Here is a 23,202-nt window from a genome sequence, read left to right as displayed (position 1 = left end):
CGGCTTTGGTAGTATCGTCGTCGACATTCTGGATGACATTAAATTCCGTCGTAATCAGCCATATAAAATTAGTTGGGGGTTCGAGCCGGTAGCGCCTGGATTTTCGCGAGAAGCAACAGCGTGTAGCCCGCCGCACCAAAGCAATATATAGTCGAGTATCCGATAATAAATGTTGAAAATGGGGAGTGGATAGCGGCTACGACAATTGAAAAAAGTCCGAGCGCGCCGGCAATAGACCAGGAGATCCGCGCTAGAGCGGCTGCGTTTCCTGTGTTGATCAAGAGGTTTCCGGAGATGGTCTGAAACAGCATCGCGATGAGCATAAGCGCCATTGAGATGCGTGTGGAGGTCGAGATCAGACCGGCCTTCTTAAGAAGGTTGCCGAAAGTGATGTCTCCGAAGATCGTAACAGAGATAACACCCAGGGCCATCGGTATGGCGGCCAACAGAATCGCATAGGTCGTAAGGCGAAGCAATCTACCGCCATCTTGCTCGTGGTGCGCGCGAGTCTGTGCAGGAAGAGTGGCTTCGGCGGAAGCCAGATACGCTGAGGCTCCAAATCTTACGATTTTGTAAAATGTATCGAATGACACAATGGCAGTGGATGACTTGTATAAGATGGGGACAAACAGATAAGGGAAATTATATATTATAGTCTCGAGTAGAGAAAATGTGCCGGTGCTTTTCACGGCGACAATCTCTCTTCTGAGGTGTCTGAACCCGACGCGTAGAGTTGTTCCGGTCCAAATCCGCGTCATGATTGGAAGTGTGGCGAGAAAGGCAATCGCCCAAAGCGCCAGGGATAAAATCGCGTACCATTTGAATGTTACGCCAAAGAGCATGGCGATGACTAAGGCGAGCGCGAGAGCTCGTCGGACCATCTCTAGAGACTCAAATGCAATGTATCGGTCAACAGCGGCCGTGCTGACCCGAACGATCATCCAGGGGAGAGCGCATGCCAGGGCTGCAAAGTGGATGACAAGCGCGCCGCGCATCGGCCCTGAGCCGATAGGGATCAAATATACGCAGCCCCAGAAGATTGTCGCGGCCAGCACCGCGACTGATCCGTAGAGTACAAGAGTGGCCAGAGAGATGGATGCTTCCTCTTGTGGCCCTTGTGTGAGGTAATTCTTTCTGAGGGTGCTGTAGACTACCGTCGAAAATCCGAGATTGACTGCGAGAACGTATCCTCCAAGGCCGGTGACGATCGCGACATTCGCGTAGTCCGCTATCGGGAGCACTCTGACCAGCACGAAGATCAGCGTGAAACTCCAGACGGAGGTTAGAACGAGGTTCGCGGCTTTGAGGAGGTAATAGAACACGGTGCTTTTAGCGAACCCCAGAGATGCGGAAGAGGATGTGGCGCGCGGCGGCGTATAGGTGTCGTGCCGCGCGCACCCCATGCATTGTGAGGAGTTTCAATCCGGGAGACAGGTGCGGGCGGCGCGCGAGCTTGTTGGTCTGAGACACTGCAATGGCGGTCGGGAAGAGATCCACCAAGTAGCCGTTGACCGCGGCGCGATAGCACCACTCGACATCTTCCGCCTCGCCCCAGGCGATATTGGGATCGAGGGAGCAGGCGTCATAGACCGAGCGCATCGCCATGAAGACGCCGCCGTCCACATAGGGCGCGCCCAGCTGATGGATCTCCAGCGGATCGGCCTTCCAGACATTTCGCAGAGTGGTGGAGAGCCGCCGGGGCATTCGGCCCGGTGTCGTCGCGTCGGTGAAGCAGAGCGAGAGATAGGGCGCAAGGCGGCCGCCTTCCTCGATCAGAACATTGGGCGAGCCGATATCGAACTCGCGGGGTGTGGCCGCCAGGGCGCCGGGCTGGAGGACGATGCGGGCGTGCATCACGGCCACCCGAGGCGCGCTGAGACTGGCGACGAGGAAGTTTTTCTTCGCGCCGACAAGGAAGCGAGACGAGGCGGGCGGATCATAGGGCAGGTAGCGGACCGCAGGAAAGGCCGCCAGGAAGCCCAGGTCCCGCGTCGGGCCGCAGACCGCGATATCGCCGCCCTCGCCGATCAGCTCTGGTTGGGCCAGCAGACCGAGGAGGCATTTCTCGAGGACGGGAATCTCGGCGTCGGCGCCCGAGAAGATGACGCCCGCGGCCCAACCCGGGGGCGTGACCGGACGGGTGCGCTCCAGCACCATCCGTCCCGCGCGCGGATCGACATCGATCAGTGTTACGTCGCGGCCGATAAGCTTGAACGTCCACTGCCGCACGAGATTGAAGGCGATCTCGAAGGCTGGCGACGAAGTTTCGCTGCCGCCCGCGTCGATGATCTCAAGCCTACCGCCTGGCCGCAGCGCGAACAGGGCGTACTTCAGGGCGAGGGGCATCAGGCCCCGGTATTTGAGATTCTGGGTGTGGACGGTCACGTGGTCGAGATCAAGGCTCGTCCGCAGTTCGGCGAGGTCGGCTTTGGTCTGAACGGACTTGTTCGTCATGCGCCGATACGCAGGGTCAAGGAGGCGAGCTGGCCAGGGTCAGCCACCAGGGCTTCATACTCCGCGGGAACGCCGCAGAAGATGACATCCTCGGCCTGGACCAGATGACGTCGGATATCGGCCCCCCGCTGGATGAGGTGATTATAGATCGGGGCGACATAGGTCTCCCCCAGGGTCGTGGTCGGAGCCACGCGCTCGCGGGCCAGGGCCCACATGAAGTCGTGAATCCTGCGGAAGTGGTAGAGCCCCGTGCAGCAGAGATTGGAGATCGGGTCCTTCTCGGTCGTCTGAACGACCCGGTCGGAGTCGGGCGATTCCGTTCTCGCGAACGACCAGTTGGCGCCCGAGCCCTCGAACACCTCCAGGTACCCATCTCCCCGGGCGGCCGCTGCCGGCGCCGTGAAGTTGCGACGGAATGTGTCGATGTTGAAGATCGTCAGCTCGCCGGTCGTGTCGCCGAGCCCCTTGAGGCCCCGTTCCACGGTCTCGGCCTGGCCGGACGTCGGGGCGTTCAATTCCACCAGGCGAGGGTTCGCCACCCCAAGCGCCGTCAGTCGGGCGTTCAGGAAGTCTCGGACGCCGGAGGTCTCCCGATAGACAAAGACGAAAGGCTCGTCCGCGAAATGGTCCAGGAACCCTGCGACGGAGTAGTCAAAGGCGGTGGCCACACCGACCTCAAGCATGAACTTGGGTCTATCGTATCCGGCCTCAGTGAAACGTCGGCTCTGGCCGGCCATGGCGAATACGATCATGCGGCCTGTTCCGCAAGGTGAGCCAGGCGATAGGCGTTTGCGAGCATGGCGTACTGCCTCCGCCGGTCGTCATTGTGCAGTGGGAGCATCGAGAAATAGAGCAGGGCGGTCAGCGCAAGAATTTGAGGACTGCCGCAATCGTAGCCTCCGACCCGCAGCTTGAGGAAATCCTCAACCACACCCCGCAGAGGCTCCGGGACATCAAGCGCCAGATCCACTTGGTAGGGCCGAGACGCGTCTAGGCGATACCGCCCGGCGACGATGAAGTCGTAGAGCCCCACGACCGAGTGGGCGAGTTTGGCCACATCGTATCGAGCGTCGCCATATAGGGCCAGCCGCCGTCGGGAAGCATTCCTCTAGGGTCGACGGTCTTGATCCTCTGCGACCTGAAGTCGAAGAATATGTTCGCGAAGTGAAAATCCCCGTGCCACAGGCACAGGTCATCGTGTCGTGTCTCGCCGACGATCTCGATGAGGTTCGCAACGACGTCATTGAGCGATTGGGCTGGATGTCCGCCGATCGTCCAGGGCTCATCCAGGGACAGTCCTTCCGCGTGGGCGAAAGCCTGAATCCGCTCATAGGTCTTCTCGACGATGACGCTCTTGAAGAAATACGAGGCGTAGTTGTCCGGAATCTCGAAATCCTTGGGCAGCGTGCCTTGGCAAAGTTCGAGAAACTCGCGGCAGCTGGATACGATCAAGGCCCAGAGCTCGCGCGGCAGCGCCCCAAAGACGAATATTTCCGAGGCGGCGGGCAGGTAGAGATATTCAATCTCGTAAGAGATCTCCGGTGTTTGGTGGACGGCGATCAGGTGCGGGACGAACGGTCGGAACTCCGCAGGCAGGGCCTGATACCAGGCCGCCTCGGCATAGATCTTTCGCGCTGGCGTGCCCGTTTTCCGGACGCTCAGCCCGTGGCTCGTAACGCGATTGAACGCGCGGGCGGCAAGTTCATTGCGTCGCGACTGATAGTAGGTATGCAGGTGCCCAAAATCGAGCCAGCGCAGGGCCCTTGTTGGAGCGAGGGGGCGGTGTGCGCAATAGCCATTCAAGGCGTCGAAGAAGCTGCTGCTGCCCCGTAAAGCCTCTTGGAACGCCTTTCCGTCGGAGAAATCGAAGAAGCCCGCCACCACTTCCCGCTGGGCGCCACCGGTGGGAAGGCCTTCGCGAAATCTGACCTTGCCGTCTTCCTCGACAAAATCCGCCCAGACTGCGAAATGGCGTGTCTCACCCGTCGCAAAGGTGTCCGGCGCAGAGCCGGTCGCCCCGAAATCCACGATCGTGTCGCCGAACAGAATGTAGAGCCGCCCCTTGGGCTGCGCGATATCCAGCGCATGGCCGACCGCGTCTGGCAGGGATAGTTTCGGATCTGACCAAATGATCTCGACGCTTGCCGCCGCCAGTAACTTCTGATCGGTGTCAGCAGGCGCGAAGCCTTCCGGGAGCGTTATGAAGATGCGCTGGGCGTGGCGGGTGGCCAGCGCCACTTGCTGTTCGAAAACACGTGAAGTGCCATTGGGCAGGAAGGACGGCGGCAGTCTGCCGAACTCTGCGACAAGTTCCGAGCCGATATAGGCGCCGGAGAGGATGATAAATGTCGGGATCATTCGCCGCGTTCCTGGGCCAGAAGCAGGGTGATCTCTTCAGCGGTCATGCTGGCGAACTCGGAAGGGCGGATAGCGCGGTCGTCAATGTAGAACCCCTCGAACCCACACCAGGGCTTGGCCACCACAACCTCATCGAAGGGAACGTCATGGCGTTCCAGCCATGCCAGGATGATCGGCAAGGTGTTGAGCTTGATGAGTTCGGCGTCGCCCGCGTAGGTGCGCATATTTCGCGCCGTGTGGATGACGATTTCAAATCCCTGCTGCTTGTACTCGCGCAGCCTGCTTATGACCGCGTCTACGGGCTTGGCGTCGGCATATTTGGCGTTCGGATCGTTGGTTTGGTCCGCGCCCTCAGCTGGAATGCAGATGGTGTGGTCCAGGTCGATGATGAGCCGCTTCATTCCGCGTCTTCCCAAATTAGGTTCTGCTGCCCGGAAGCAGGTGCTGGTGCAAGGCCCAGGCTACGAACAGCGGGCTTCCAGTGACTCGATTGGATTTCAAGGCAACCGAAAAACCCCCACGCGCAATTGAATGCATTCCTGTTCTGAGCACGAGTGCATTGATCCTGAATCAGCAAGAGCGCGGTGATCAGCTAACTCCAGTGGCAACTTTGAAGATGTTCTCAAACCGGTCTGTGACACGTCGAATGACGAAGTTATCCTCTGCGTATGCACGAGCCGCCATTCCCATGCGGTCCCGCCCTGCGCGGTCCGCATAGAGGCGCTCGGCAGTTGCAACGAGGGCGGCGGTGTCCTCAGACCCCACGATCAGGCCGGCCGGGATTTCCTGGACCATCCTTGAGGCGAGGTTCGCCGATGGAGCGGCCAGGAGGATGGGCCGGCCCGCGCAGAGATAGGACAGGACCTTCGAAGGAACCGAGAATTCGCCAGCGTCGTCTTCCAAGACGGCCACGAACACATCCGCGGCCCCAAGCATGTTCGCGAAATCCGCGAAGGGCTGCAGTGGGAGGGTCATGAGGTTGGGCCGGGGTGCCGTGGCTAGGGTTGCATCCAACCGGTCGCGCCCGACGCCGCTCGCGGCGACAACCACAACGACCTCTGGTCGGTCCGCGAAAGCGTCCGCTAGTGCCACTAACGCGTCAGGATTGTGCTTCAGGCCCAGCGTGCCTGAGTAGAGGAATACGAACCGCTCGGCCAAACCCTGATACGTCGACCAGGAATTGATCTTCGGGCGGACGGGGATCCCGTCGATTGCTCCCCAATTCGGAATGACCGCCACCCGTTCGGGCCGTTCCTCAAAGCCGGTGAGGCTCTTGCGGAAGTCCTCGCTGATCAGCACCGTCGCATCACTTTGGGCGAGCTGGCGCTTGTCCATCCACCGATAGTAGCCGGCGATCGCCGCGCCGAGGCCTAGCCACTTGCTCGAGATCAGGCGTTCGATCGCAATACTATAGAAGTCCTGGATCCAGTTGATAAAGCGCCCACCGGCCTGGTGGGTGGCGGCCAGGATCGGACCCTGGGCATCCAGAGGTGTGTTTCCCGAGATCACAACATCGGGTTTGAGCTTGCGAATGCACTCCGCCAGCGCCTTCCCATAACGAATGTCGTTGCTGCGCCGGCTTATGAAATTGGATTTGGAGTAGTCCCGCCCGATATCGATAGGCAGGAACTCGAAGCCTTTGGGGTCCTGCTCGGTGCGGGTCATCACGCCCTTGGGACCCTTATCGCCTACAAAATAGGCGTGCCAAACGGTATGGCCGCGTTTCGCGAGTTCTCGCGAAAGGTCGACGGGAGAAGGGTGGCCCGCATAGTCATGAATCACGATGCGCAAACGCAGTCTCCAGGTCGGAATTGATGCGGTCTGTTAGGCTGTCGATATTACCTATCCATTGACGACGAATTCGCTCAGGTTAAGTTTTTGAAGTTGTCGCAACTACGTTATCCAAGTACCAGCCGTATGTCTGCTTGAGGCCGTCAAGCAGTTCAATGTTGGGGCGCCATCCCAGGGATCTCAATTTTGCGCCGCTCATCAATTTTCGGGGCGTTCCATCAGGCTTGGTCGTGTCGAATACAAGATCGCCGGCGAAACCGACCACTTCGACCACGGCTTCAGCAAGGGACCGTATCGTCAAATCAGTCCCCGAGCCCACGTTGACATGGGAATCGTCGGAGTAGGTTTGCATAAGATGGACGCATGCGTCGGCGCAGTCGTCGACGTGCAGGAATTCCCGGTATGGCGTTCCGGACCCCCAGACCGTGAGCGTGTCAGCGCCCGAAATCTTCGCCTCGTGCGCCTTGCGCAATAGCGCGGGCAGGACGTGGCTGGACTGGAGGTCGAAGTTGTCGCCAGGCCCATAGAGATTGGTGGGCATGGCCGAAATGAAGTCGCACCCATATTGGCGACGATAGGATTGGGCGAGCTTGATGCCGGCGATCTTGGCGATCGCGTACCATTCGTTCGTCGGCTCGAGCGCCCCGGTCAGGAGCGCCTCCTCAACGATCGGTTGCTCCGCGAATTTCGGATAGATGCAACTCGAGCCCAGGAACAGTAGCTTCTGCACCCCAGTCTCATGGGCCGCCTGGATGATATTCGCTTCGATCATCAGGTTGTCGTAGAGGAATTGGGCCGGGAAGCGGTCATTTGCAAGAATGCCGCCGACCTTCGCCGCTGCAAGAAAGACCACATCGGGCTTGTTGGACCGCATCCAGGCCTCGACATCGGCCTGTCGACGCAGGTCGACGGTCGAGCGGTCTGCGAAGACCAGGTCGCAACCCTCAGACGCGAGGCGGCGGACGATCGCCGCGCCGACCATCCCGCGGTGACCCGCCACCCACACCCGTTTGCCGGCCAGGGAGAATTGGGGCTCAGTCGTCATTGCGGCGGGCTTCCTTGGCCACGACGATCATGTCGCTCGCCACCATCTCGGCGCACAACTGCTCCCACTTGGTCTCATGGACCCAGCCGAGCTTGGTCTTGGCCTTGGTGGGGTCTCCGATCAGGAGTTCGACCTCCGTGGGGCGGAAGTAGCGGGGATCGACTTCGACCAGGACCCGTCCGGTCTTGGCGCAGGTTCCGCGCTCATCGACCCCTTCGCCGGACCACTGGATGTCGATATCGACTTCCTTGAAGGCCCGGGTGACGAAGTCGCGGACCCGCGTGGTTTCCCCAGTCGCCAGGACATAGTCGTCCCCATGATCCTGCTGCAGCATGAGCCACATGCCGCGGACGTACTCGCGCGCATGGCCCCAGTCACGCTGGGCGTCGAGGTTGCCGAGATAGAGCTTGTCCTGCATGCCCAGCTTGATCGCAGCGACGGCCCGGGTGATCTTGCGGGTGACGAACGTTTCCCCGCGAAGCGGGCTCTCGTGGTTGAACAGGATCCCGTTCGAGCCGTGGATGCCATAGGCCTCACGGTAATTCACGACGATCCAATATGCGTAGAGCTTGGCGACGGCGTAAGGGCTGCGCGGATAGAAGGGGGTTTTCTCGCTCTGCGGGACCTCCTGGACCAAGCCATAGAGTTCCGATGTCGAAGCTTGGTAAAACTTCGTCTTTTTCTCAAGCCCAAGGATGCGGATGGCCTCGAGCAGACGCAACGCGCCTACCGCGTCGGCATTGGCCGTATATTCCGGCGTCTCGAAGCTGACCGCGACGTGGGACTGGGCCGCCAGATTATAAATCTCGTCGGGCTGCACCTGCTGGACGATGCGGATCATGTTGGTGCTGTCGGTCAGATCTCCATAGTGGAGGATGAAGCGCGGCTCCGCTTCATGGGGATCCTGGTACAGGGACTCTATCCGCCCGGTGTTGAACGAGGAGGAGCGCCGCTTCACCCCATGGACCGTGTAGCCCTTGGAGAGCAGTAACTCTGACAGATAGGCTCCATCCTGGCCGGTGACACCTGTGATGAGGGCAACCTTGCCTGCGCCGGTCTGACTCATTTGAGCTCCATAGAAATTGTCTCCCGCGTGAACAACACCGGGCGACCTTAAGAAGTCTTGTTGTGTTGGGGCTTTGTCATTGCAGTCCGCGCCGGACGAGGCATCCGCTGGCGTTCCGCCACCGACCTCGATTTCAGCCCCGGGTTCTCAATAGGAGCCGCTACGGCTCAGCACCGCGGGCACCGTCCCCAACAGGATGCGGATGTACTGGCCGACGGACCGTTTGCGAGCGAACAAGACGTCCATCGCGACGCGCTGACGGTAGCTGACATCGTTGCGCCCGCTGATCTGCCAAAGGCCAGTGATACCGGGCCGCACAGAGGTGTAGGCCTTGAACCACCGGCCATATCGGGCGACTTCCGCAGATACGATGGGACGGGGGCCGACCAGGCTCATCTCACCGGCTATGACATTGAGGAGCTGCGGAAGTTCATCGAGGCTGGAGACCCGGAGAAAACGTCCAAAAGCAGTGACGCGCGGATCCATGCGGAGCTTATGGTCCGCCTCCCATTCGGCCTTCGCAGCAGGATCTTTCACGAGCAGTGCCTGGAGGCGACTCTCAGCGTCCACCACCATGCTGCGGAATTTCCAACACCGGAACGAACGCCCGCCAAATCCAATGCGTTGATGCCCGAATAGAATAGGACCGCCATCCTGAAGCTTGATGCCGATCGCAACGGCCAACATAAGCGGAGTGACAAAGACCAGAACAACGGTGGCAATAAGCACGTCTAGAATCCGCGACCCGTCGAACTTAGGTCTGGCCCCATCACGAGCGCCGGGTGCCACGTCGCGGCCGCTTGGCGTCGCGTTGGATGTTAGACTGCTTGTCCCAGATAGATACACGCCGCCGCCTCTCCGTCTTGATTGGCTTTCTACGCTGCCAATGTCACGCCAGCTAGAGCCTTCGCCCGTTCTGGGGTGAAATATTCTCGGGCGCCCCAAAAATACTCCAGGTGGATCGAATGCTGGTGCGCGAGCTGCAGCGTGGCGAACCTTCTTCAATCACATCGAGAGCTGAAACACGCCTTCAGCGTCAGACGTCGATCGATCGTCGCCACCCTTGAATAGTGGCGACTAAAAGACCTCGGGATCCCCGTTGCTCTCCAGGTCATCGATCTTAGGTTTCAATTGTTTGGACAATATGACGGGGCTGCTTGGAAGTCTGTCACAACAGTCTGGACGTCGCGCGAAGGCACGCGAAGCGCCGGATCAAATTGGTCTGTCTCCTGTCCGGCGTCGGCTTGTCGATGTCCCGCCTTCGGCCAAAGAAAAAGGGCGGGATAAAATCCCGCCCCCATCCAATACGCCCAAAGGGGATCCCTTGCGGCTTAGCTCACATAGTATTTCTTGTATTCCGCATAGTAGTAGCCCGGATCGCCGTAGCCGTACTTCGCCTGCTGCTTCATATCGACCTGGGTGAGTGCGACGCCCGCGAGGTGCGCGCCAGAGCCCTGAAGCAGCCTGAAGGCCGCTTCGATCGCGTGCTGCGGGGTCTTGCGCCAGCGGGCCAGGAACACGACCGCATCCGCCTTCGGCGCCAAGACGCGCGTGTCGGCGATAGGCAGCAACGGGGCCGTGTCAAGGATGACGAGGTCGTAGCGGCTGCGGAGCTGTTCAAGAAGGCGGTCCATCGCCACCGTCCCGAACACGTCCTTCGGCGTGAAGTTGCTTTTCGCGAGCGGCAGGAAGGAGGCGCCGCTGGCTTCGTCGAAGGTCAAGGCCTCGTCCAGCGTGTGTTCGCCGCTCAGCACCTCGAGCAGGCCTATGACCGGTTCGGTCTTGAGTAATCGGTTCACCGTCCGGCGGCGGAGGTCGCAGTCGACGATCACAGTGCGAAGGCCCTGGAGCGCTGACGAACGGGCAAGGCAGACCGAAGTAGTCGTCTTGCCTTCGCCGGGCAACGACGACGTGACCGCGACGATCTTCACCGGCTCCCCGAGGCGGGAATAGACGATGGAGGCCCGTAGGTTTCTGAAGGACTCGGAGAAGCTCGATAGCGGCTTGCTCACGATATAGTCGATCGGCGCCTCTCCGTTGGCGTCGGCCACGGAGTTGAGGAGCGGTATTGATCCGAGATAGGCGGTCTCGAGCCGGCGTTCGACATCCTCGGCGGTCGCAACGCCCGCATCAAGCATTTCAGCTAGGACGATGGCCCCGAGGCCCGCGCCAATCGCGAGAAGGACGCCCAGCGCAAGATTGAGCGATACGTTCGGTGAGCTCTGTTTGGTCGGAATCTTGGCCTTCGAAACAACCCGCGCGTCGGACTGCTCGATCCCCTGCTGGCTGCTCGTCTCCTTGAAGCGGTTCAGATAGCTCTCATAGAGAGTGCGTGAGGCCTCTGCGTTGCGCTCAAGCTCATTGAGCTTCACCGAAGCCCGGTTGTTCGTGGCAAGGGCGCCCTTGGCGCCGCCAAGGCTGCCGGCGACTGCAGACGCACGCTGGGAGGAGACCTGAGCTTTGGCCTGGAGGTTTGAGACGATCCGCTGGATTTCCTGCTGGATCTGGGCATCGATGTCCGACAGCTGGCGTTTCGCCTTCAGCATCTCGGGGTGGCGGTCGCCGTAACGTCCCGCGAGGTCAGCCACCTGGCCTGAGACCTGGGCGCGCTGGGCCCGCAGTTGCTGGATGACGGGGGAGTCGAGGGCTTCGCCGACATCGCCCCCGTTGGACCCTCGGGCCAACTGCTGCTTGGCCGTGTTGAGGCGGGCGTTGTCCTCGGCCACCTGGGCCCGGGCCTGGGCGAGCGACTGATTGTAGCTAGAGATCTCTTGCTCGGTGAGGCTCGTGCCTGAAGCGCTCAGGAGATTGTTGGCGATCTTATACTGCTGGACAGTAGCTTCGTCCTGCAGCACCTGGCCGCGGAGTTCTTCGAGGCGCGAGCTCAGCCACTTATTAGCCTGCTGCGTCGCGTCGAATTTCGCCTCCAATTGTTCGAGAAGATAGAGTTCAGCGAACTTGTTGGCGATCGTCGCGGCCTTTTGGGGGCTCTGCGACTGGTAGGCGACATTAATCACATAGGTCAGGCCGGAGCGTTTGACGCTCAGCCCGCTCAGCACCGTGTCTACCACCTTCTCGTGCAGCTTTTGCTGGCCCAGGGGGCTCAACTTCACTTCCGAAGGCGGGGTGGCGCCGAGGATCGCGCCGATGCTCGCGGTCACGGCGGCGAGGCCCTCCGGCTTGTGGACCCGGCTATTGAATTCTGGGTCAGCTTCGAGGTCGAGGGCCTTGGTGACGCGTTCGGCCAGTTGGCGCGACTTCAGAATCTCAACTTCGGTATCGACGGTGGCCGAGTCTGCAGGAAGGCCAGAAAGCACCTCTTGGACGTCGGACACCTTCTCCTTGCGCGTATCCAAGAGAACATTGGCGGTCGCCGTGTATTTCGGCGTGGCTTGGAGGGTGACAACCACCACCGCGACAAACACCGCCAGAGCCACGGCGCCGAACAGACGCAGTCGCCGCCGGAAGGCGGAATAGATGCGGCGTAGGTCGATCTGCTGCCCGAGGCCGCCCGCAGCGACATCTTGGGAACCTGCGACCTGGGGCGGAAGATCTGCGCCCAGGGGGGCAGGGCTGAACTGGCTCATTGCGGGATACGCCTCAAAAAGATTAGGGCCAGACGTCTATTAGACGGCTGGCCCAGAATTGGACCACCGTGGCGGTCCTTTCAAGAGTCGCGCCACTCAGAAATCGAGTGAACGCGATATTGATTAAAATTGTAGTGTAAGCCCGGCGGAAACCTTGTTGACTTCATAGGCGGCGCCACGATCTGCAACGAGACCCGAAGTGGTCCGCTTCTCGTAAGCATAGCCCGCCGTCAGACCCACATTCCGGTTCACCAGATACGTGCCCCGCAAGCCAGCCGAGGTCACCTTGTCTTCGCGGGTCGAACCTTGATATTCGTCCTTGCCCGTACCGATGTTCGCCGACAGGAGCACGTTGCGAAGTAACTCGTGATCGACACGGATCGACGCCGTGTTCGCGATGTAGGACGCGACCTTCAGCGCAGCCGAGTCCTTGATCGAGCGGCTGCCCACAACGGTGACCGTGGTCAGCTCTGACGGGAACCACTCGACCTGGGCCCGGGCTCCGAAGCCGTCCACGTCCTTTACGGTCGAGTCCTTGTAGTCCTGCTTCATGTAGCCAAGGCCGATTTCGCCGCGGAGCAGGGCGCTGAGCTCGAAATTTGCGCCGCCGAAGACGTTCACGCCTTCCGAGTCCCGGGTGAGGGAAACCGCGGGCTTGTCGAGCCGATAGTCGCGGCGATTGCCGATCACTTCGATGAACAATGCGGTGTCCGGGCTGACCGCATAGTCAGCGCGACCGGAGATCGCGCTTTCCACGCGATCGCGGTAGTCTTGGTCGATCTTGCCAGTCTTGCTGGCTACGTCGTCGTAATTGTACTTGTCGGCACCGAAACGCCCGGTCAGCTTGAGGCGGTTGAATTCCTTGAAGGCCGAGATGTTGCCGCTCGTCAGGTCATACCGGGTGGCCTCGTTCGCACCGGTCGCCGAGTCGGGCGAGGTGCGCGGCTCGGTGTAGCGGCCGTAGCTGACGCCGCCGTTGATCGCGGAGTCCCGAGCCACGTCGATGCGACCGTTCGCGCCAAGGCTGTAGTCGTCGGTGTTCTCGGAGTCATGCTTGCTGTAGCGATTGAGAGACCCGCGGGCGAACAGCGAGAGTGCGTGCCGGTTCCAGTCGGAGGACAGCGTAACGTCAGGTTGGACATGCCACACCGTGTCGCTGGTCGTCGTCGACTTCTGGGCAAAGATATTGTCGTTGCTCTCCACTGTCGTGGTGAGCTTCGGGAATAGCAGGAAGGACCCGGTCCGGATGCCGGCCGCTTGGTAGTCGGGCCGCGGACGCGCCGTCACCGACACGTTCCGGTCGCGCGCGAAGTTCGACTGGGCGGTGGCCTGATCATCAAGGCTGATCGACGCGTTGCCGTCGGCGGCGAGCGCCGGGTGAAATGCGCCTGCGAAAAGGACGGCGGCAGCGCCCGCCATTAGAAGTTTGCGATCAGAGCTCACCGATAATATCCCCATCATCGTAGCAAGAATTGGAGCGCCGGTTCCCAGACCCTGGGCCCGGCGCGTTTTTGACCGGGCTGACGCCCGGGAGATTGCCGCAGGCTGCGATTAGCCGACGTAGACGACGACCGTAGTATTGCCGCCCGTGTCGGTCGACGTGCCGCCGGTCGAACCCGGTTGGCCGTTGTCAGCCGTGGAGGTGTTGGTGTTGGTGTTGGTCGACGCGTTCTGGGTGAAGGTCAGCACGGTCGAGTCGCTCGTGTTCGAGGCGGTTTGAACCGTCGTCACGATCGGGGCGAGCACGGTGGTCAGGGTGGTGTTGCCGGCGCTTTGAGCTTCGGCCTGAACCGTTTGCATGGTCGTGAGCACATCGGCCTTGGTAAGGCCAGCGTCGGCCGCCTTGTTCAGGGCCGCGATCACTTGCGCCTTGGAGGTGGCGGCGGCCAGTTCGGCCTTCAGGTCGGCGAGCGCCTTGGTCTTGGCCTCGGGCGAAAGGGTCGCGGCGGCTGCGACGGTGGTGGTGGTCACGACGCCGCCAATGACGGCGGTCGCGATGAGGGCCCGAGCAGCAGCGCTCAGGACGGCGTTCTTAATCATGTGTCGCGCTCCAGGGACATCGGCGCGCCCATTGCGCACCTGAGATTGGTTGTATGAAGGGTCATACCCGGATTGGTGGCTCAAGTCGATTCCCGTCTGGCGATATTTTTTTGGCGCATTTGAGTATTCGGCGCTCATCGCGTGACCATTCGGTGACAATTGGGCGGATTAATTAGCCAGCTCTTGCTCTTGGCGTGCGCAAGCTTTGCACCGGAAGGGTCTGCCCGCAACTGACGGGTGGGAAGTGTGCGGGGGCATTGACTCTATTTCACGCTAGGCGACTTGTCAGGAATGGACGGCGCCCGCGCGAATTGCGTTAAGGATGCGGAGCCTTGAGACTCCGAAAGATCTCAGCCCGCCTCGATCAGCCACAGCGCCGCGATAAGTTGGCCTTCGCCGCTCCGAATGCTGGAGAGGGTATTGCGCATATTGGCAACTTGACTGCCAACTTGCAGAAAGGCGAGGGCTTCGGCGTGCGCCGCCTTTCGCGTGGCCGGGCTCAGGTCGCCCCAATGGTCCAAGGCGAACTTGACCCGCCAGGATGCGGCGAAGGGGTCATAGGGGGCGAGGTCATAGGACTGAGCCAAATCGCGTTCGCCCTGGGCCGTCAAACGCCCGTGCTCCCGGAAATCAATATAGGCCAGGCGCAGGCGGGCATTGGTGTTGTAGGCGTTCAGGCTCAGGGCGGAATGGGCGAGGGCCCTGGCGGGCGAATAGTCGTGGGTCCGGAGCGCGCGATTGACCGCGAGACGGGCCTGGCCGTCCTCGGTGGTGTCGAATTTCAGCGCGATCGGCGCCCGCCCGGACGCGGTCTCGCGGGATATCTCGGAGAGCGCCAAGCCGCTTCCGGTGGTGCCGGCGAGCCCGAGGACGACGGCGCTGATCAGGGAGGGGAGCTTGCTCATCGCGTGCTGCTGCCTTGGGAGAGGCCGAAGGTCAGGCCGAGCAGAAAGGCCCAGTTCATCGCGAAGGAATAGGTCTGCAGGTCGAAGTCGCTCACCCCGTGGACAAGGACGACGACGTGGGCCGCGAACAGGGCGAACAGAAGGCTGGTCATCCGGGTGCGGTTCAGCGTGCGCCGGAACGCCGTGAAGAGGATCAGCGCCAGGCTTGCGAACATTGGAAGCGCTGCGAGGACGCCACCTTCTTCCAGCCATTGCAGATAGACATTGTGGACGGCCCGGATATTCCAGAGATCCACGAAGTTGGTGGCCGTGTTTAGGCTGCGGTTCACCGCGTCGAAGGAGCCGAGCCCATACCCCATCCACGGCGCGGCGAGGAACGCCTGCCAATGGATGGCCCCTATCCTCGCCCGGGCGGCGGCGGTTGCGCCACCCTCCAGCGCTCGATTTATAAAGAGATCGCCGGCCACGAACACGACGACCAGGGCGAGCGCGCCAGCCAATCCGCTCAGGATCAACGCACGGCTGAACTTGATGCGGCCGGCGAAGACTTGCAGCAGAAGAAAGGCTGTGAAGCCGGCCGCCGCCGCGGCCGCGCTACCCCTGGAGCCGGACATGACCAGACAGATCAGGCTCACGGCCAGTGTCGCGCCGTAGGGCGCGACGTCCACCCACTTGCTTCGGCGCCCGGCGCGGAATGTCGAGGTGATCGGACCCAGGGCGACGACGGCCAGGACGGCGAAAAACCCGCCTGCCGTATTGGGCGCCAGGAAATGGGCCTCAAGGCGCGGGCCGCCGTGACCGGTGCCGCCGGAGACATGCAGCAGGAACGCCCAGAGTGAGAAGAGCCCGCCGGCCAGCACGAAACCGTTGACGGCCGTCTTGGCGCGACTGTCGGACATCGCCGTCAGCGCCCCGATGACGTAGATCGCGCCCAGTCCGCACAGCTTGATGATTTCGATCGTAGTCTGGGTCTTGTTGACCGTCGTCGACCCGGGGTGGACGCCGATATAGTCCCAGACCGGGGCGGGTCCGCCGGGGCCGTAGGGCGTCAAGGACAGCGCCGCGACAATGATGCTGGCCGCGAACAGCCCGGCCGGAACCTCCAGGCCCCTCAATTTTGAGAAGTCTCGGCGCAAACCCGGATGGACCAACATGCCGAGCATGATGATCGAGGCGGCCAGGCAGAGGGATAGCGCGCTGTTGGCGGTCAGGCCGGCGTAGAAGTAATGCCCGCCATAGATAAGTATGAGGCCTAACAGCGTTACGCCAATTCCTTCGGGCGCGCGGAAACCTGTCGGTTCAGACTGAGCGCGGCCAGAGGATCGTCGCGACCGCGTCGCCATTTGTCGCCTACCCAAATCAATGATCGCGGGCAAACAATACCATTAGAGAGCGATGAGCAAGACCGTCGCCTTGCCATCAGTGCTCTTTCGGACCACTTGCGGCTGGTTCAGCGACGCCCAATTCTCCGTGGAGCCAGCAACTTGGCGTTCCTCCCAATGATATCCGGTCTTGGACCAGGGGAGAATCCAGGGGCTTAGACTGTCGAGCACATAGTCGCCGCGGTCAGTCGACAGAATCAGCACCGCATGACGGGCGCCTCGGAAGGTTGTCGCCACCGCGATCGAGAGGGCCGACCTTGGCACGCCGGCGATCAACAGGGCGCGACGCTTCTCAAGGACGAAGTCTTCGCAGTCGCCCGCATTGACGCCGGTCTCAAGCGGCAGGGTCCAGTCCTCCTCGACCCCGTAGAGCTCCAGGTCGGAACGCTTCAGGATGGCCCGATTGATCCGTTCGTTCACCGACTTCACCTCTTTCCAGAGGTCGGGGGTCAGGATGATCGGCCCGGAGGCGATCTGGGCCGGGCCGCGCGCGGTGACCTGACCTTCCTGGCGCAAGGCGTTCAGGCGCGCCATGGCGTCCCCGACGCCGACGCGGCTTCCGCCCACCGACGAGGCGGGGGGGGCGAGAAGGGCGACATCTTGCGGCACGGGCGGCGCGAGGCTCAGGCTGTAGGTCGAGGCATAGCGCACGCGAACGTTGCGATGTCCCAGATTGAGCCAGCTGGGCCGGGCCGCGTCGGCCGCAGGGGGCGCCGTCAGAAACGGAGGCGGATCGATCGCCGCAGTCGGGGCCGCGTTGGGACCGACTTGCGGGGCGGCGTTGATCATATCCTGGACCGCCAGGATCCTGGGGTCCGTGGCGTCGGCCAGGCGCGGGGCATTAGACGCCGTCCCGCGCTCGCATTCCAGCTGATCCTTGCGGCAGAACGCGACCCATCCGTCAGGCGCGGCGACGGGCGCGCCCAAGGGCATGGGAGTCGACGGCTCCGGCATCGCGGCGAAAGCCGCAGTGGGAGCGGCCAGGCCAAGTATGAGAATGCGCCCTAAGCGGGCCTTTCGAGTAGACACCCCAACTCACCTTCTCGGTTTTGTTGGGTGTATTCCTACAGGCCGCCTGTCAATAAACGCTGTATTGATGTGGTTTAGTTGGCGTGAATTTAGATGGTTGACCGAATGTTATTGTTAATTGGGGATGAATTCGGCTTTCATCTATTGTTCAGGATTGGTCATACAAATTAACTAGTGCGCGGGACATTGAATTCCCCAGTGCGCAACAAATAGGCGAGTTGGCAGGGTTCTTGCTGTTTCGTCCTTCGCCGCATTGCGGTAGAGAAGCGGGCGAGGGATGCCCCGTTTTCGGAGCGAGTAGGTTTAATGACGAAGTGGTTTGGTCTGATTGCGGCCTGTCTGATGTTCGCCCTCACGCTGGGGGCCGCGGAAGCGCGGGCCGCTGACGCGCCGTCTGGCGGCACGCGCGCAATTCCGGAATATCGTCTTGGGCCGGGCGATAAGGTCAGGGTCACGACCTTTGGCGAGCAATCCCTGAGCGGTGAGTTCTTCGTGGGCGCCTCGGGCAAGATCTCGGTGCCGCTGGTCGGCGAACTGCAGGCGGCCGGTCTGACCGCCCGCCAGTTCCAGACGAGCTTCGAGGAAGCCCTGAAGGACGGCTATCTCAAGGAGCCGAAGGTCAGCGTCGAGATCTTGAACTACCGGCCCTTCTATATTCTGGGCGAGGTCGAGAAGCCCGGCACCTACCCCTATACCTCCGACCTCAACGTCCTCAACGCCGTCGCAACCGCGGGCGGGTTCACCTATCGCGCCAACAAGAAGCGGGTGTTCATCAAGCGTCAGGATAGCGACAAGGAAGAGGCCTATGACCTCGGCCCGACCACCCAGGTCGCGCCCGGCGATACGATCCGCATCGAAGAGCGGCTGTTCTAGGGCATTCGCCTCGCCGCCGACGCGGCCCTTTTAGAACCTCGTCCTGGGGGATGGATGCAAACGGTGCTGGTCTCGGGGGGCGCGGGCTATGTTGGCTCGCACACCTGTCTTCGCCTGTCCGAGGCGGGGTTTCGTCCGGTCGTCTATGACAACCTGTCAAACGGCCACGCGGAATTCGCCCAATGGGGGCCGCTGGAGATCGGCGACATCGCCGACTCCCGGCGACTGGACGAGGTGTTCGCCAAGCACCAGCCGGTGGCGGTCCTGCACTTTGCGGCCCTGATTGAGGTGGGTGAATCGGTCAAGGTCCCGGCGCGCTTCTATGAGAACAACGTCGCCGGGGCGCTCAACCTGATCGAGGCGGCGCGGCGCGCTGGCGTGAAGGCCTTCGTGTTTTCCTCGACCTGCGCCACCTATGGGGATCCCCAAAGGCTGCCCATGGATGAGACCCATCCCCAGGCGCCGCTCAATCCCTACGGACATTCCAAATTGATGGTCGAGCAGATCCTGCGCGACCTGGATCGCTACGCGGACTTCCGCTCGGTGGTGCTGCGCTATTTCAATGCCGCGGGCGCCGATCCCGACGGCCGGATCGGCGAGTGGCACGAGCCGGAGACCCACGCCATTCCCCTCGCCATTCGCGCGGCGATGGGCTCCAACCACGGATTCAAGATCTTCGGCGACGACTACGATACGCGCGACGGCACGGCCGTGCGCGACTACATCCATGTCCTCGATCTCGCCGACGCTCACGTCCTGGCCCTCAAGCATTTGCTGAACGGCGGCGGCAGCGAGGTCTTCAATCTGGGGACGGGAACCGGAACCACAGTTCGTGAGCTCTTGGAGGCCGTGCGTGCGGTCGCCGGCGGCAGTTTCGACGCGAAGGCGGCACCGCGCAGGCCGGGCGACGCGCCCGTCCTAGTCGCCGACAACCGCAAGGCAAGCGAGGTCCTGGGGTGGACACCGCGATTTGGGTTGACCGACATCGTCGAGACCGCCTGGCGTTGGCATCAGACCGAGGCCGCCCGCATGGGCCGCGCCGCAGACTAGGAGATTCCGAGCGTGGCCGTAATTCCAGTGGTGATGTGTGGCGGGTCCGGAACGCGCCTTTGGCCAGCGTCTCGCCCTGTGCGACCTAAGCAATTCGTGCCGTTGACCGGGGAGCGTTCAAGCTTTCAGGATACAGTTCTAAGGGTCCTGGGGCTCGACTGCGCGGCCCGGCCATTGATCGTTGCCGGTGTCGCCCATCGGGACGTGATCCTCTCCCAGCTCGCCGAGATTGGCGTCGAGGCCGATCTGCTATTGGAGCCGGAGGCGCGCGACTCCGCCGCTGCCATGGCTGCCGCGGCCGTCTGGATCAAGGACCGTGACCCTGAAGGTGTCGCTGTCGTGGTTTCGGCAGATCATGACGTGCCGGACGCCGTCGCCTTCCGGGCCTCGGTTAATCAGGCCGTCGCCGGTGCGCGTGCCGGGCGGATCGTGACCCTCGGCGTTCGCCCAACCTCACCCTCCAACGCCTATGGCTATATTAGGCCGTCGAGCGGGGAGGGCGTGCAGGCTGTTCTAGCGTTTGTCGAAAAGCCCGACGTAGCAACCGCGGAGATTTATCTGAGCGAGGGCTACCTGTGGAACAGCGGCAACTTCGTGGTCGCGGCCTCAGTCCTGGCGGCGGAACTCGAGGCCCACGCGCCAGAAGTCCTTGCTGCGGCCCGGACGGGGCTCGCCGGCGCCGAGACCTATGGAGTGGTTCAGGTTTTGGGCGACGGGTTCCGCAAGGCGCCCAAGATTTCAATCGACTACGCGGTCATGGAGAAGACCGACCGTGCATCAGTGCTCCCGGTCGCATTCGATTGGTCGGATGTGGGGGCCTGGGACGCCGTCCTCGATGCTTCGCCGCGTGACGTTGAGGGTAATGCCGCCTTCGGTGATGTGCTGCTGATCGATACTGCCAACTCCGTCGTTCGCGCCTCATCGGGACGCAGAATCGCCGCCATCGGCGTGTCGGACCTAGCGATCGTCGCAGATGGCGACGACATCCTGGTCTGCGATCTCGCTCACAGCCAGACCGTTAAGAAGGCGGTCGATCAGTTCAAGATCCGGGGGTCTGTTCGGTCGGCCTTCACCACCCTGGCTGAGGCCCAGGCTTGGTACGACCGTTGGCTCAAGACCAGTGCTCTGCCGCTGTGGTGGAGCCTCGGCGCTGACCACGAGCGTGGCGGGTTCATCGAAGCCCTGAGTGTTATCGGTGAGCCCCGTCCGGCCCCAAGGCGTGGCCGTGTCCAAGGTCGCCAAGTCTTTGTCTATACGACGGCGGGTGAGATGGGCTGGGCTGGCCCCTGGAAACAGGCTGCTCAATATGGCCTCGACTACGCCTTCCGCCATTTCCAACGACCCGATGGCTTATTCCGATGCCTTGTGTCGGTTGATGGCGCGCCGCTGGATGACCGGGCGGCTGTCTATGACCAAGCCTTCGCCCTGCTGGGTATGGCGATGTTGCACCAGGCTGGTGGAGGTGGTGGCCGTGACCTAGTCGCCGAGGCCCGGCGTACCCGCGCGGGCTTGGAGTCCATGCGTTACGAAAAGGGCGGCTTTCGCGAGACCGACGATCATCCCTTCCAGTCCAACTGCCACATGCATGTGCTTGAAGCCTCACTGGCATGGGCGGAGGCGGGTGATACGACTTGGAACGAGCTCGCCGATGAGATCGCCGAGTTATCACTCTCGACGTTCATTGATTCTAAGGGTGGATTCCTGCGGGAATTCTTTGACGCTGATTGGAATCCTGCGCCCGGTGACGATGGCCGCCGCGTAGAACCCGGCCACCAGTTCGAATGGGCCTGGCTCTTGGCGCGCTGGGGAAAGCTACGAGGCCGAGAAGACGCCATGTTCGTGGCGCGGAGGCTCTTTGAGCATGGAAAGCGTGGCGTAGATGCTCGTGGCGTCGCCTGCAACGCGCTCTGGGACGACTTGACCGTCTGGGAGACCGAATCCCGTCTATGGCCACAGACCGAATATTTGAAGGCGGCCCTGATCTTGGGCGAAGAGGTTGATGCTTTGGCCGCTGCCAACGGCCTGAAGCTCTACCTCCAGACCCCAGTCTCAGGCGTCTGGTACGATAAACTTCGCGCTGATGGGACTTTCGTGGATGAGCCCGCGCCGGCGAGTTCGTTCTATCATATCATCTGCGCTGTTCAGGAGCTGACAAACCACCAACTCAGCCAAGGTTGAGTGGGGCGAGCCTGCGACACCCTGCCGTTTTGACGAAGCGGCGCCGTCAACCAATTCTTCGCCATGTCGCGTGACACTCCATTAGCGGCGCTCGTGTAGCCATAAGAACAACAAAGGCGCGGGAAACTCCAATGGCGGCTCACGGCATGGCGAAGACGGCTGAGGTTGGCGCTGAGGCGACGCGCGTTCGCCGCCGCATGCGACCTCGCGCTATGCGTCCCACCGATGCGGCTCACGAAAGTCCCGCCGCCGCTCTGCAAGCGCAATTGGCGCAGTCGTGGTCTGAGGCACCTCTAGAGCATAAGTGGTCGGCGAGGCGTTCTCTGGCCTTCATATTGGTTTTCAATGGTGTGTTTTGGGCAGGGTTGGCCCTGGTCGTCGCGCCTCTACTCGCCGCGATCCGATAGGCAGGACGTCTCGGGCAGGAGGCGAGGCCTCGCCGCGCAATGTCCTTGTGCTGTGACAGGGCAATTCTTGGGGCCGCAACTCGCCTTAGACCCGACGAGGGTGAATGGCTTATTGGGACACTATTTTTCCGCGCGCACATTGAAACCCGGTTCGGGTGACAAATTCCCCGCAAGGGTGATGCGCGCGCCAGGAACACCAGATATACCGCCGTTATGCGCAAGTGCGTCCCGCCAGGGGGACGGCGCTAAGATATGGCTGAAAGTCCAGGAGACCGGATCGTGGCCAACCTCTTTGGCGCCTGAAGTCTCTAGGCTGCGGGTGGCCCTAAGCGCGCCTCATCGACCTAACGGGGTCTCGAGGCTGTTGGCTCGTCTTCGGCGAACGGCTCAAGGCCCTTGGCGGCCTGATCATCCCCGTCTGTGGGGCCCTCGACTGCGCCATCGGCCTCATCCGAACTCGGCAGCGCTTGGGGCGTATTGTCCGCTACAGCGCCGTCCGAGGCCTCGGCTTCAATCTCCTGGTCTGACGCCTCTCCGTCTTCTTCCGGCTCCGCGATGTCGGCCTCAACCTCCCAAGCTTCATTGGCAGCACGGCTCAGTTCGTCGTGCGAAGACGGCGCAGCCTGAAGTTCGAGCAAGGCGTTCCATGTGGCCGGGGTGAACCTCGACAAGGCTACGCTCTGCGGGCCTGGCGTACTCACGGGCTCAGGCAAGGGGTATGAGCCTGGGTCCTGAACGACTGACGTCGCCTCTGGGTGCGCCGAATTCTGGCCGAGTAGAGCCGGAACAGGGGCGATCTGGCGGTCGATGGCGATCATGGAACCCTTCCTCCCTCAGCCCAGCAATTGAGAGAGATTTGGTCAACAAAACTTCAACTCGGACCTTGTGCAGAGGCTCCTAAGACCGGGGCTTTCAGCGACAAGTGAAGCCCTCTCAGATCATGGTCACGGCTTCAACCCGGGGGAGGCTGTGGAACGGTTTCGGTCAGTCCGAGAACAGACTTGCGCTGTTGGGCAAAGGGGCCGCGCCAGGGGAGG

20 protein-coding genes are annotated in these 23,202 nt (G+C 61.8%); 3 read left to right on the top strand and 17 right to left on the bottom strand.

Annotation, left to right across the window (positions count from 1 at the left end; genetic code table 11):
* Positions 1–68 precede the first annotated feature (68 nt).
* From MQH10_RS10430 to MQH10_RS10355, 16 genes are all read right to left on the bottom strand, one after another.
* Positions 69–1,322, bottom strand: a complete 1,254-nt coding sequence (locus tag MQH10_RS10430; protein WP_242563993.1) for a hypothetical protein — start codon at positions 1,320–1,322, stop codon at positions 69–71.
* A 7-nt stretch (positions 1,323–1,329) separates the two neighbouring features.
* Positions 1,330–2,454, bottom strand: a complete 1,125-nt coding sequence (locus MQH10_RS10425) for a hypothetical protein (RefSeq protein ID WP_242563992.1) — start codon at positions 2,452–2,454, stop codon at positions 1,330–1,332.
* Positions 2,451–3,206, bottom strand: a complete 756-nt coding sequence (locus MQH10_RS10420; RefSeq protein ID WP_242563991.1) for a glycosyltransferase family protein — start codon at positions 3,204–3,206, stop codon at positions 2,451–2,453. Before MQH10_RS10420 ends, MQH10_RS10425 begins: the two co-directional genes overlap by 4 nt.
* Positions 3,203–3,424, bottom strand: a complete 222-nt coding sequence (locus tag MQH10_RS10415) for a hypothetical protein (RefSeq protein WP_242563990.1) — start codon at positions 3,422–3,424, stop codon at positions 3,203–3,205. Before MQH10_RS10415 ends, MQH10_RS10420 begins: the two co-directional genes overlap by 4 nt.
* A 20-nt stretch (positions 3,425–3,444) precedes the next feature.
* The gene (locus tag MQH10_RS10410; RefSeq protein WP_242563989.1) at positions 3,445–4,812 is read right to left on the bottom strand and encodes a hypothetical protein; all 1,368 of its coding nucleotides are present in this window, start codon (positions 4,810–4,812) and stop codon (positions 3,445–3,447) included.
* Entirely contained in the window at positions 4,809–5,213 is a 405-nt protein-coding gene (locus MQH10_RS10405) for an HAD family hydrolase (RefSeq protein WP_242563988.1), read from the bottom strand. The genes MQH10_RS10410 and MQH10_RS10405 overlap by 4 nt, the downstream gene beginning before the upstream one ends.
* 187 nt (positions 5,214–5,400) lie before the next feature.
* Complete coding sequence (locus MQH10_RS10400) at positions 5,401–6,594, bottom strand: glycosyltransferase family 4 protein (protein WP_242564001.1); 1,194 nt, start codon at positions 6,592–6,594, stop codon at positions 5,401–5,403.
* Between the two features lie 88 nt (positions 6,595–6,682).
* Positions 6,683–7,648 (bottom strand): GDP-L-fucose synthase, encoded by a 966-nt coding sequence (gene fcl, locus MQH10_RS10395; protein WP_272886839.1) that lies wholly within the window; start codon positions 7,646–7,648, stop codon positions 6,683–6,685.
* A complete protein-coding gene (gmd, locus tag MQH10_RS10390; protein ID WP_242563987.1) occupies positions 7,638–8,714 on the bottom strand; it encodes a GDP-mannose 4,6-dehydratase in 1,077 nt (358 codons plus the stop codon). Before gmd ends, fcl begins: the two co-directional genes overlap by 11 nt.
* Before the next feature lie 147 nt (positions 8,715–8,861).
* Positions 8,862–9,443, bottom strand: coding sequence for a sugar transferase (locus MQH10_RS10385; protein ID WP_242563986.1), 582 nt, complete (start codon positions 9,441–9,443; stop codon positions 8,862–8,864).
* Between the two features lie 602 nt (positions 9,444–10,045).
* Positions 10,046–12,301, bottom strand: coding sequence for a GumC family protein (locus MQH10_RS10380; protein WP_242563985.1), 2,256 nt, complete (start codon positions 12,299–12,301; stop codon positions 10,046–10,048).
* Between the two features lie 123 nt (positions 12,302–12,424).
* On the bottom strand, positions 12,425–13,744 hold the full coding sequence (locus MQH10_RS10375) for an outer membrane beta-barrel protein (RefSeq protein WP_242563984.1): 1,320 nt from the start codon (positions 13,742–13,744) through the stop codon (positions 12,425–12,427).
* Positions 13,745–13,852: 108 nt separating this feature from the next.
* Entirely contained in the window at positions 13,853–14,341 is a 489-nt protein-coding gene (locus MQH10_RS10370) for a hypothetical protein (protein WP_242563983.1), read from the bottom strand.
* A gap of 350 nt (positions 14,342–14,691) precedes the next feature.
* A complete protein-coding gene (locus MQH10_RS10365) occupies positions 14,692–15,180 on the bottom strand; it encodes a hypothetical protein (RefSeq protein WP_242563982.1) in 489 nt (162 codons plus the stop codon).
* Positions 15,181–15,242: 62 nt separating this feature from the next.
* On the bottom strand, positions 15,243–16,589 hold the full coding sequence (locus MQH10_RS10360; protein ID WP_242563981.1) for an O-antigen ligase family protein: 1,347 nt from the start codon (positions 16,587–16,589) through the stop codon (positions 15,243–15,245).
* Between the two features lie 42 nt (positions 16,590–16,631).
* Complete coding sequence (locus MQH10_RS10355; RefSeq protein WP_242563980.1) at positions 16,632–17,561, bottom strand: transglutaminase-like cysteine peptidase; 930 nt, start codon at positions 17,559–17,561, stop codon at positions 16,632–16,634.
* 402 nt (positions 17,562–17,963) lie between these two features.
* On the opposite strand from MQH10_RS10355, the gene MQH10_RS10350 reads away from it, so the two are divergent.
* Genes MQH10_RS10350 through MQH10_RS10340 form a run of 3 tightly spaced genes read left to right on the top strand, consistent with a single transcriptional unit; the run spans position 17,964 to position 21,758 of the window.
* Positions 17,964–18,530 carry a polysaccharide biosynthesis/export family protein gene (locus tag MQH10_RS10350; protein WP_242563979.1) on the top strand — a complete coding sequence of 189 codons (567 nt, stop codon included), beginning with the start codon at positions 17,964–17,966 and terminating at the stop codon, positions 18,528–18,530.
* A 54-nt stretch (positions 18,531–18,584) separates the two neighbouring features.
* Entirely contained in the window at positions 18,585–19,580 is a 996-nt protein-coding gene (galE, locus tag MQH10_RS10345) for a UDP-glucose 4-epimerase GalE (RefSeq protein ID WP_242563978.1), read from the top strand.
* A gap of 33 nt (positions 19,581–19,613) precedes the next feature.
* Complete coding sequence (locus MQH10_RS10340) at positions 19,614–21,758, top strand: AGE family epimerase/isomerase (protein WP_242563999.1); 2,145 nt, start codon at positions 19,614–19,616, stop codon at positions 21,756–21,758.
* 751 nt (positions 21,759–22,509) lie between these two features.
* Here MQH10_RS10340 and MQH10_RS10335 read toward each other — a convergent pair.
* Complete coding sequence (locus MQH10_RS10335) at positions 22,510–22,983, bottom strand: hypothetical protein (protein ID WP_242563977.1); 474 nt, start codon at positions 22,981–22,983, stop codon at positions 22,510–22,512.
* Positions 22,984–23,202 lie beyond the last annotated feature (219 nt).

Origin of the sequence: Phenylobacterium aquaticum, from assembly GCF_022695515.1 — a bacterium.
In the GTDB taxonomy this organism is placed as follows: domain Bacteria; phylum Pseudomonadota; class Alphaproteobacteria; order Caulobacterales; family Caulobacteraceae; genus Phenylobacterium; species Phenylobacterium aquaticum.
The sequence above is the reverse complement of the archived record's forward strand: the minus strand, read 5'-3'. Positions and strand labels throughout refer to the sequence as shown.

Excerpts from the sequence above, each read along its gene's own strand:
- MQH10_RS10405 (WP_242563988.1), bottom strand. The coding sequence starts at position 5,213 with ATGAAGCGGCTCATCATCGACCTGGACCACACCATCTGCATTCCAGCT.
- gmd (WP_242563987.1), bottom strand. The coding sequence starts at position 8,714 with ATGAGTCAGACCGGCGCAGGCAAGGTTGCCCTCATCACAGGTGTCACC.
- MQH10_RS10340 (WP_242563999.1), top strand. The coding sequence starts at position 19,614 with ATGTGTGGCGGGTCCGGAACGCGCCTTTGGCCAGCGTCTCGCCCTGTG.
- MQH10_RS10370 (WP_242563983.1), bottom strand. The coding sequence starts at position 14,341 with ATGATTAAGAACGCCGTCCTGAGCGCTGCTGCTCGGGCCCTCATCGCG.
- MQH10_RS10410 (WP_242563989.1), bottom strand. The coding sequence starts at position 4,812 with ATGATCCCGACATTTATCATCCTCTCCGGCGCCTATATCGGCTCGGAA.
- MQH10_RS10335 (WP_242563977.1), bottom strand. The coding sequence starts at position 22,983 with ATGATCGCCATCGACCGCCAGATCGCCCCTGTTCCGGCTCTACTCGGC.
- MQH10_RS10420 (WP_242563991.1), bottom strand. The coding sequence starts at position 3,206 with ATGATCGTATTCGCCATGGCCGGCCAGAGCCGACGTTTCACTGAGGCC.
- MQH10_RS10350 (WP_242563979.1), top strand. The coding sequence starts at position 17,964 with ATGACGAAGTGGTTTGGTCTGATTGCGGCCTGTCTGATGTTCGCCCTC.
- MQH10_RS10425 (WP_242563992.1), bottom strand. The coding sequence starts at position 2,454 with ATGACGAACAAGTCCGTTCAGACCAAAGCCGACCTCGCCGAACTGCGG.
- galE (WP_242563978.1), top strand. The coding sequence starts at position 18,585 with ATGCAAACGGTGCTGGTCTCGGGGGGCGCGGGCTATGTTGGCTCGCAC.
- MQH10_RS10360 (WP_242563981.1), bottom strand. The coding sequence starts at position 16,589 with ATGGCGACGCGGTCGCGACGATCCTCTGGCCGCGCTCAGTCTGAACCG.
- MQH10_RS10355 (WP_242563980.1), bottom strand. The coding sequence starts at position 17,561 with ATGCCCTTGGGCGCGCCCGTCGCCGCGCCTGACGGATGGGTCGCGTTC.
- MQH10_RS10380 (WP_242563985.1), bottom strand. The coding sequence starts at position 12,301 with ATGAGCCAGTTCAGCCCTGCCCCCCTGGGCGCAGATCTTCCGCCCCAG.
- fcl (WP_272886839.1), bottom strand. The coding sequence starts at position 7,648 with ATGACGACTGAGCCCCAATTCTCCCTGGCCGGCAAACGGGTGTGGGTG.